A 7,473-nucleotide genomic window follows, 5' to 3' on the forward strand; every position below is an offset into this window, starting at 1 on the left:
CCTTTATCCTTTGTTTGGTTGAGAATACGGCAAGTCCAAACAAACCAAGGCAGGATATAAATATCGTAACCAGTGTAAACGCTGTGAGTATTGAGCCGGTGCGTTGCTCTGATTTATACATATCGTCAAATTCCTGGTCAAGGAAATGGTATTCAAAGGGGGTGGCCGGGTTAAAGGCGCTCCATTTTGCCTTTACTGCCAATATGGTTTGGGCGATATTATTTCCGGAAGTTTTGATGAGGATCTTACCAAAATAGTCTTCGGTAAACATCACTATAGGAGCAATTTCCTGGTGCAGGGAAGCAAAGTTGAAATTTTGGACAACACCTCTTATTTCGCCTTTACGACCGTTTAGGCCAATATGTTTACCTATAGCTTCATTGGCTTTCCAGCCCAATGCGTTAGCCGCCTTTTCGTTAATAATAAAGCCGTAGCTGCGTTGATTTTCATCCGCCAGGGTTGAGCGTTGTTCATCGGCAACGGTAAAATCAATGCCTTGTACCAGTTTAATACCGAGCGTTTTTAAAAAGTTCCGTTCAACAGGCAGGGCAGTTACCGAAAGATTGTAGTCGCTGTTTTTACCATCGGCCTGGTTAATACTATACCCTCCATGAACATCCACCGGCGAATCATACGAAGCAGTTGCGTTTAGCACGCCAGGCAATTGTGTCACCTCGTTATTAAATGATTTGATATCCTTTAATGATTTACCACCGAGATCAAGTACCATAACCTGCGCCCTGTTGATACCGATATTCAGATGCTGGATGTATTGGAGCTGACTGCCGGCTATAACCGTACAAATCATGAAGAACACAGATACCACAAACTGAAATATTACCAGCGACCGGCGTAATGCTTTACCGCCCGAAGTATTTGTCAGCTCTCCTTTTAGGGTGACGATGGGATTAAACGATGACAGGTATAAAGACGGATAGGTTCCGGCTAAAAAAGTAACCGCTATAAATAAGGTTACCATAGCCATGGCCAGCCATGAAACATTCCAAGTTTGAAAACTTAACTGCTGCCCCGAAAAATCGCTGAACCATTTGAAACTTACATCAGCCAAAAACAAGCCGCCGAGTAAAGACACCAGCGTGATCATAGCCGACTCGATGATAAATTGAGTAAAAAGCTGGGTACGCGCAGCGCCCATTACTTTCCTTACCCCTATTTCGTGGCCGCGTTCTATGGCTTTGGCTGTTACCAGGTTCAGGAAATTAACGCAGGCCAGCAATAACAAAATAATCGCAACCGCGCCCAAAATGTAAATGTACTTGATATTACCAGAGGACGTGAGCGGATACGTAGCAGCAGATCTCAGGTGGACATCGGCCAGCGGCTCGAGTGTGAACCACATTTTATGTCCCTGTCTAAAATCATCTTTAAACATCTCTGCCACATAAGTATTCATTTTTTGCTGAACAGAAGAGGCATTAACACCCGGCTTTAACAGCAGGTATGAATAGTCATTAGCCGAATCCCATCTGCGTGTTTTAGAATGTTCGGAACCTGCATAGGAGCCAATGATGTCAAACTTGATCTGCGAGTATTCCGGCACATCTTCCACTACACCGGTAACCATCATGTTTTGCTTGTTATTAACCTTCAAAACTTTACCCAGCGCATCATCATTACCAAAGTATTTTTTAGCTGTAGAGGCCGTGATCACCACTGCCGATGGATCTTTAAGTGCTGTAGCAGCGTTCCCCCTCAAAAATTTAAAGCTGAAGATCTTGAAAAAGGGTTCATCGGCTAATAAAAAGCGTTTCTCATTAAACAGCTTATCCTGGTACTGAACTGGATTATTGTTCCAGTAAATACGAACACCATCTTCAATATCCTGTAATTGCTGTTTAAATACTGGTACCGGCGCGGTCGGCGTTACCGATACTGATTTAGCTTCAGCATCATCCGACGATTTATAATTATAGACCACACGGACTATCCGGTCGGCTTTAACATGAAACCTATCGTAACGCAACTCATTTAACAAATAGGTGGCCAGCAAAATAAAGCAGCCTATCCCAACCGCCAAACCTGCAATACTTATTAGCGAAGTAACCTTATTTACAACCAGGTTACGCCATGCTGTTTTTATATAGTTTCTAATCATTTGTTAGTTTATTAGTTCAATGGTTCATTAGTTTATTGGTACTTGCATGTTTGTTAAAGGTGTCTTTCCGCGTTCACACTAATGAACCAATGAACAAGTGAACCAATGAACGCAATTATTCAGATCTAAGGCTTTTAACCGGGTTAGCCACAGCCGCTTTAATAGCCTGGAAACTTACCGTTGCAAATGCAATCATTAGCGAGGTGAACCCGGCTATGCCGAACACCCACCAGCTGATATCAATGCGATAGGCAAAATCCTGCAACCATTTGCTCATGGCATAAAATGCGATTGGCCACGCTATGACATTGGCAATTAATACCAGTTTTACAAAATGGCCTGAAAGCAGCATCACTATATTCTGTACCGATGCACCAAGTACCTTGCGTACACCTATTTCCTTGACACGCTTTTCGGCCGAATAAGACGCGAGGCCGAATAAACCTAAACAGGATATAATGATGATCAGTCCGGCTAAAATACTCACTACCGTGCTTACCTGGTTATCAACGCTGTAAACCTCGGTAAAATGATCGTCAAGAAACTGGTATTCAAAAGGTACACCAGGAAACTGTTTCATCCAGGTTGATTGAATAAACGCTACAGCCTCCTTGGCCCTGCCACCGTTGATCTTAACCGACATTTGGTTAAACCCTTTGCCATTTACCAAAAACAGCGTCTCTATCTTGTAATGCAGGGAGTTAAAATTGAAATCTTTTGCAATGCCGGTGATCACCCCCAAAGAATCAAAACCAAACCTTTGGCCTAACAGTGATTCTATGTTTTTACCCTTATGGTCTTTCAGCAGTTCTTTAGCCAGCGCCTCATTGATGATATACTGTTTCCAGACTGCCGAGGTATCGGTAGAGAAGTTTTTGCCCATCAGCAGCTTGATCTTATAAAGATCGAGGTAGTTATTATCAACCACCAGCAAAGTTGAAGTAAGCTGACGCAACGGTGAATCGCCAAGTTTAAATGAGATGCCGGTTTGATCAAGGTGGCTTCCTAAAATATCCTGCGATGCGGTAACACCCTGTACCAATGTATTAGAAAGCAATTCCTGCTTAAACAGATCATATTTATTTTGCGGGATAAGGCCTAAAGGAACATTAACAATCTGATCACGGTTAAAACCGGGGTCCTTTTGCTGCATAAACTTAAGCTGTTTGATAACCAAAACCGTAGCGATCATCAAAATTACTGCGCTGGTAAATTGCCCCACAACCAAAATATTACGCAATGGTATCTTGTTACCTCCTGCCGAAGTGAAAGCCCCCTTCAACACCTTAACTGGTTGAAATGACGACAGGAAGAGCGCAGGATATATCCCGGATATGATACCAACAAGCACCGTGCTTATCAAGATCAAACCTATCAGCATCTTGTTATCATGCAGCGGCAAACTGATATCCCGCTGACTTAGGCTATTGACAAAAGGTATAGCAACGCTTACCAAAACACAGGCAAAAGTCAAAGCTATCAGAGATAGCAACACTGTTTCACCCAAAAACTGCATAGCCAATTGAAAACGACCAGCACCGATGGATTTACGTACGCCAACTTCCTTCGCCCGCTCCGACGACCGTGCGGTTGAGAGATTAATAAAATTAATACAGGCAATCACCAAAACAATGATGCCGATTATCGTAAACAGGTTGGTAATGTGCTTATCAAATTTTTGGTAGTTAATATAATCCAGCCCAATATCGGCCGAGTTAGCGTGGACATCTTTCAGGGATAACAAGAACAGTTCATAGCTCTTAGAGCCACCCTTCCCCCGGTATTTTTCAAGATAGGCCGGAAATTTCTTTTCAAGCGCTGCCACATTAGTGCCGGGAACCAGTTCAAGATAAGTGTTTAACCAGTTACCTCCCCAGTTGGTGAACATCCATGGTTTATAAATACTGCTAAACGAAAACAGGCAATCAAACTGCAATTGTGAGTTTTTGGGCACATTAGCCAATATCCCGGTAACGGAATAGGTTATGGTATCCTGCCCGTAATTGGTAACGGTTTTACCAATCGGATCATCATTCCCAAACATGCGTTTAGCGGCATCCTCAGTTAATAAAACACTGCGTGGTTTTAACAGGGCTGTTTCCCTGTCGCCCCTTAGCAGCTTAAAATCAAACATTTTCAAAAAAACTGAATCGACAAAAAACACCTGCGGCATGTACACCCGTTTAAGCCCGACATTGAGCGGAAACTTTTGCTGCCAGCGTATCCGCGTGAAGTTTTTAATTTCCGGAAAGTCGGCCTTAAGGCTTGGTCCCATCGGGAACATAGATAAGGCCACTTTTTGCGAAGCTCCCATACCCTCAAACTTTTGTACCTCGTTTAAGCGATAGATGTTCTTGGTATGCAGATTGTCAAAGCTTTTTTCGTAGTAAACAAACAGTAAGATCACGATACAGGCCGCCATACCCACAGCCAATCCGAAAATGTTAATAGCCGAAAAAACCTTGCTTTTCCAGATATTCCGCCAGGCGGTTTTAAAGTAATTTCTTATCATATCTCTCTATTTCATTAAGTCATTTGGGCATTAAATCATTTTTGCTTTGCTACTTTATCAATGACTTAATGACGCGAAGCAAATGATTCAATGACCAATCAATTATTCAGAACGTAAACTTTTAACCGGATTTGCAATTGCGGCCTTAATAGCCTGGAAACTAATTGTTGCCAGCGTGATCGCAATAGCCGCTATTGCAGATATGATAAACACATCCGGACCAACTGTTACCCTGTAATCATATTTTTGTAGCCAGCCCTGCAAAAAGTAAAATGCCAGCGGCGACGCTATCACACAGCTAACAAGCACCAGCAACACAAAATCCTTCGACAGTAGAAACCATAGCTGGCCAACAGTTGCACCCAATACCTTACGTACGCCTATTTCTTTGGTACGCTGTTCTGCGATATAGGCAGCCAGGCCAAACAACCCGAGGCACGAGATAAAAATGGCTAAACCTGCAAATATGCCCGCCAGTTTACCTACCAATACCTCCTGGCCAAACTTGCGGTTATAATCATCATCGACAAAGCGATAAGTATACGGGTAAGCCGAACTGTATTTTGAAAAAACCTGCCCTATTTTGTCAATGGCATCATGCGGATTTACTTTAGGCGACAGGCGATAGATCATGTTTTGATGCGGATCATTATTATATAAAAACATGGTTGGGTCTGCCTGGGCAAATGGCGATAGCATGAGCGCGTTTTTTACTACACCAATAATCTTACGCGGCTTGCCGCCATAGGTAATTACCTGGCTAATAGGGTCGCCTTTAATACGCAACCGCTTGATAGCAGCTTCATTAAAAACAATATTTAATGAGTCTGAAATTACATTTTCAAAATCGCGCCCGGCAATCATTTTCATGTCGGTGGTTTTAAAATAGTCATCAGCAACGGCTATAACACCCATTTCAACTGTTTCGCCGGCTAATTTACCGGGCCATTGGTCAAGGTTATTGTGCATGTTTACATCAGTAACTGCGCTTGATGCCGATGAGATACTCTCCACTACGCCGCTTTGCAACAACTCATTTTTAAATGCTGAGAAGTGTTTGCCAAGATCTTCGTTAGCGTTGGTAGCCATCAGTCTGTTGATATTATACCCGCTGGGGCGGTTTTTGGCATATTGAATTTGCCTGTAAATAACTACCGTGCTAATAATGAGAACAATAGAGCAACTAAACTGCATCACCACTAATATCTTTCTTGAGTACGATGCCGAGCGGCCAACCTGTATTGTGCCTTTTAAAACTTTAACCGGGTTAAATGACGACAGGTAAAACGCGGGCCTGCTTCCGGCCACTAAAGCAGTAAGCAATACACAACCCATGGCCACCAGCCAAAAAGCCATATTGTTAAAAGGTAAAGCAATCGTAGTACCCGTAAGTGCGTTGAATGGCCCAAGAGCTATCTGTACAAAAAGTATCGAACAAATAAAAGAGATAAAAGTGATCAGTGCCGATTCGATCAGGAATTGAAAAATGAGGTGCTTGCGTTGTGAACCAATGGCCTTACGAATCCCTACTTCGCGCGCGCGTTTTTCGGAGCGCGCCGTTGTAAGATTAATAAAATTAACACAGGCTATCAGCAATACAAGTATACCAACAATACTAAAGATGCGTACATAATCGATAAAACCAGCACTGGCGACACCGTTCTTATAATCGGAATACAAATGCCAGTCGGCCATGGGCTGCATGATCACTTCCGAATTTTCTGCGTTTATGTTTTTCTCACCTTTTTCAATAATTTTAAGCTTTGGGGCAAGCTGCGCATAAGTTACACCCGGTTTTAACCTGGCAAAAAGTTCAAAGGAATTATCACCGAAACTGCCATGCGCGTCCTTCATATAAGGCTGTTGCTCCATAAGGCTGAAGGGTATAATGTATTTAAACTGAAGTGATGAATTTAACGGCACATCCTGCATTACACCGGTAACTTTTAAGTTATAGGCATTATCAACCTTCACCACTTTATTAATAACATTTTCGGTACCAAACAAAGCAATAGCGGTAGCCCTTGTTAATACAATTGAATAAGGATCGCTCAAAGCAGATGAACGGCTTCCCTGTAACAGTCTGTATTCAAACATCTTCAAAAAATCGCTCCCTGCTTGCACACCATCGATAGATAGTTTTTTATCACCTACCATTAGGCCATGAGTGCCACCCCAATCTGTAGGTGCCACATATTCAATCTCGGGCAGGGTATGCAACACATCAGCTAATTTTAAAGATGTTGAACTAAATGTAAGTGTCTCACCATTGCTGTTAAAGTTACGGCGCACCTGGTACACCCTATCGGCGTCAGGCAAAAACTTATCGTACGAATATTCATTAGCTACCCACAGCGCTATCACCAAGGCAACGGCCATACCAGCCGCAAGCCCTAAAACATTGATAGCCGTATAAGCCTTGTTAGTGATGATGTTTCGCCAGGCTATTTTTAAATAATTTCTAAGCATCTTCTTGGTTCATTAGTTCACTTGTTCATTGGTGTTTTTCTGTCTCCGGATTACAGGCTAACCTCCAATCTCTAACCTCTAATCACTCGCTCCTTAAACTTTTAACCGGGTTAGTTAACGCAGCCATTGTAGCCCGGTAACCTACCGTTATCCATGCTATTATAAAGGTGGAAACTATCGACACGATAAATATTTGAGGGCCGATACTGATCCGGTATTGAAAGTCTTTTAGGTAATTATGCATTGCCCACCAGGCCAGCGGAGCAGCTATTACAAACGCAATAAGCAACAGTATACTAAACTCTTTACCAAACAACCATAAGATACTGCTAATATTGGCACCCAATACCTTGCGTACCCCGATCTCTTTGGTTTT

Annotated in this window: 4 protein-coding genes; all 4 read right to left on the bottom strand. The window is 42.6% G+C overall.

Annotated elements, in window-relative coordinates; genetic code table 11:
* A partial coding sequence (locus VF500_RS24505; protein ID WP_330862189.1) for an ABC transporter permease occupies positions 1-2,116 on the bottom strand: 2,116 nt, incomplete at its 3' end.
* A 115-nt stretch (positions 2,117-2,231) separates the two neighbouring features.
* Positions 2,232-4,628 carry an ABC transporter permease gene (locus VF500_RS24510; RefSeq protein WP_330862190.1) on the bottom strand — a complete coding sequence of 799 codons (2,397 nt, stop codon included), beginning with the start codon at positions 4,626-4,628 and terminating at the stop codon, positions 2,232-2,234.
* A gap of 102 nt (positions 4,629-4,730) precedes the next feature.
* On the bottom strand, positions 4,731-7,097 hold the full coding sequence (locus VF500_RS24515) for an ABC transporter permease (RefSeq protein ID WP_330862191.1): 2,367 nt from the start codon (positions 7,095-7,097) through the stop codon (positions 4,731-4,733).
* Between the two features lie 82 nt (positions 7,098-7,179).
* Positions 7,180-7,473: ABC transporter permease (locus VF500_RS24520; protein WP_330862192.1), on the bottom strand; the 294-nt coding region annotated here is incomplete at its 5' end.

Source organism: Mucilaginibacter sp. (assembly GCF_036383575.1).
GTDB lineage: Bacteria > Bacteroidota > Bacteroidia > Sphingobacteriales > Sphingobacteriaceae > Mucilaginibacter.

Coding starts and splice junctions, on each gene's coding strand:
- VF500_RS24510 (WP_330862190.1), bottom strand. CDS start 4,628: ATGATAAGAAATTACTTTAAAACCGCCTGGCGGAATATCTGGAAAAGC.
- VF500_RS24515 (WP_330862191.1), bottom strand. CDS start 7,097: ATGCTTAGAAATTATTTAAAAATAGCCTGGCGAAACATCATCACTAAC.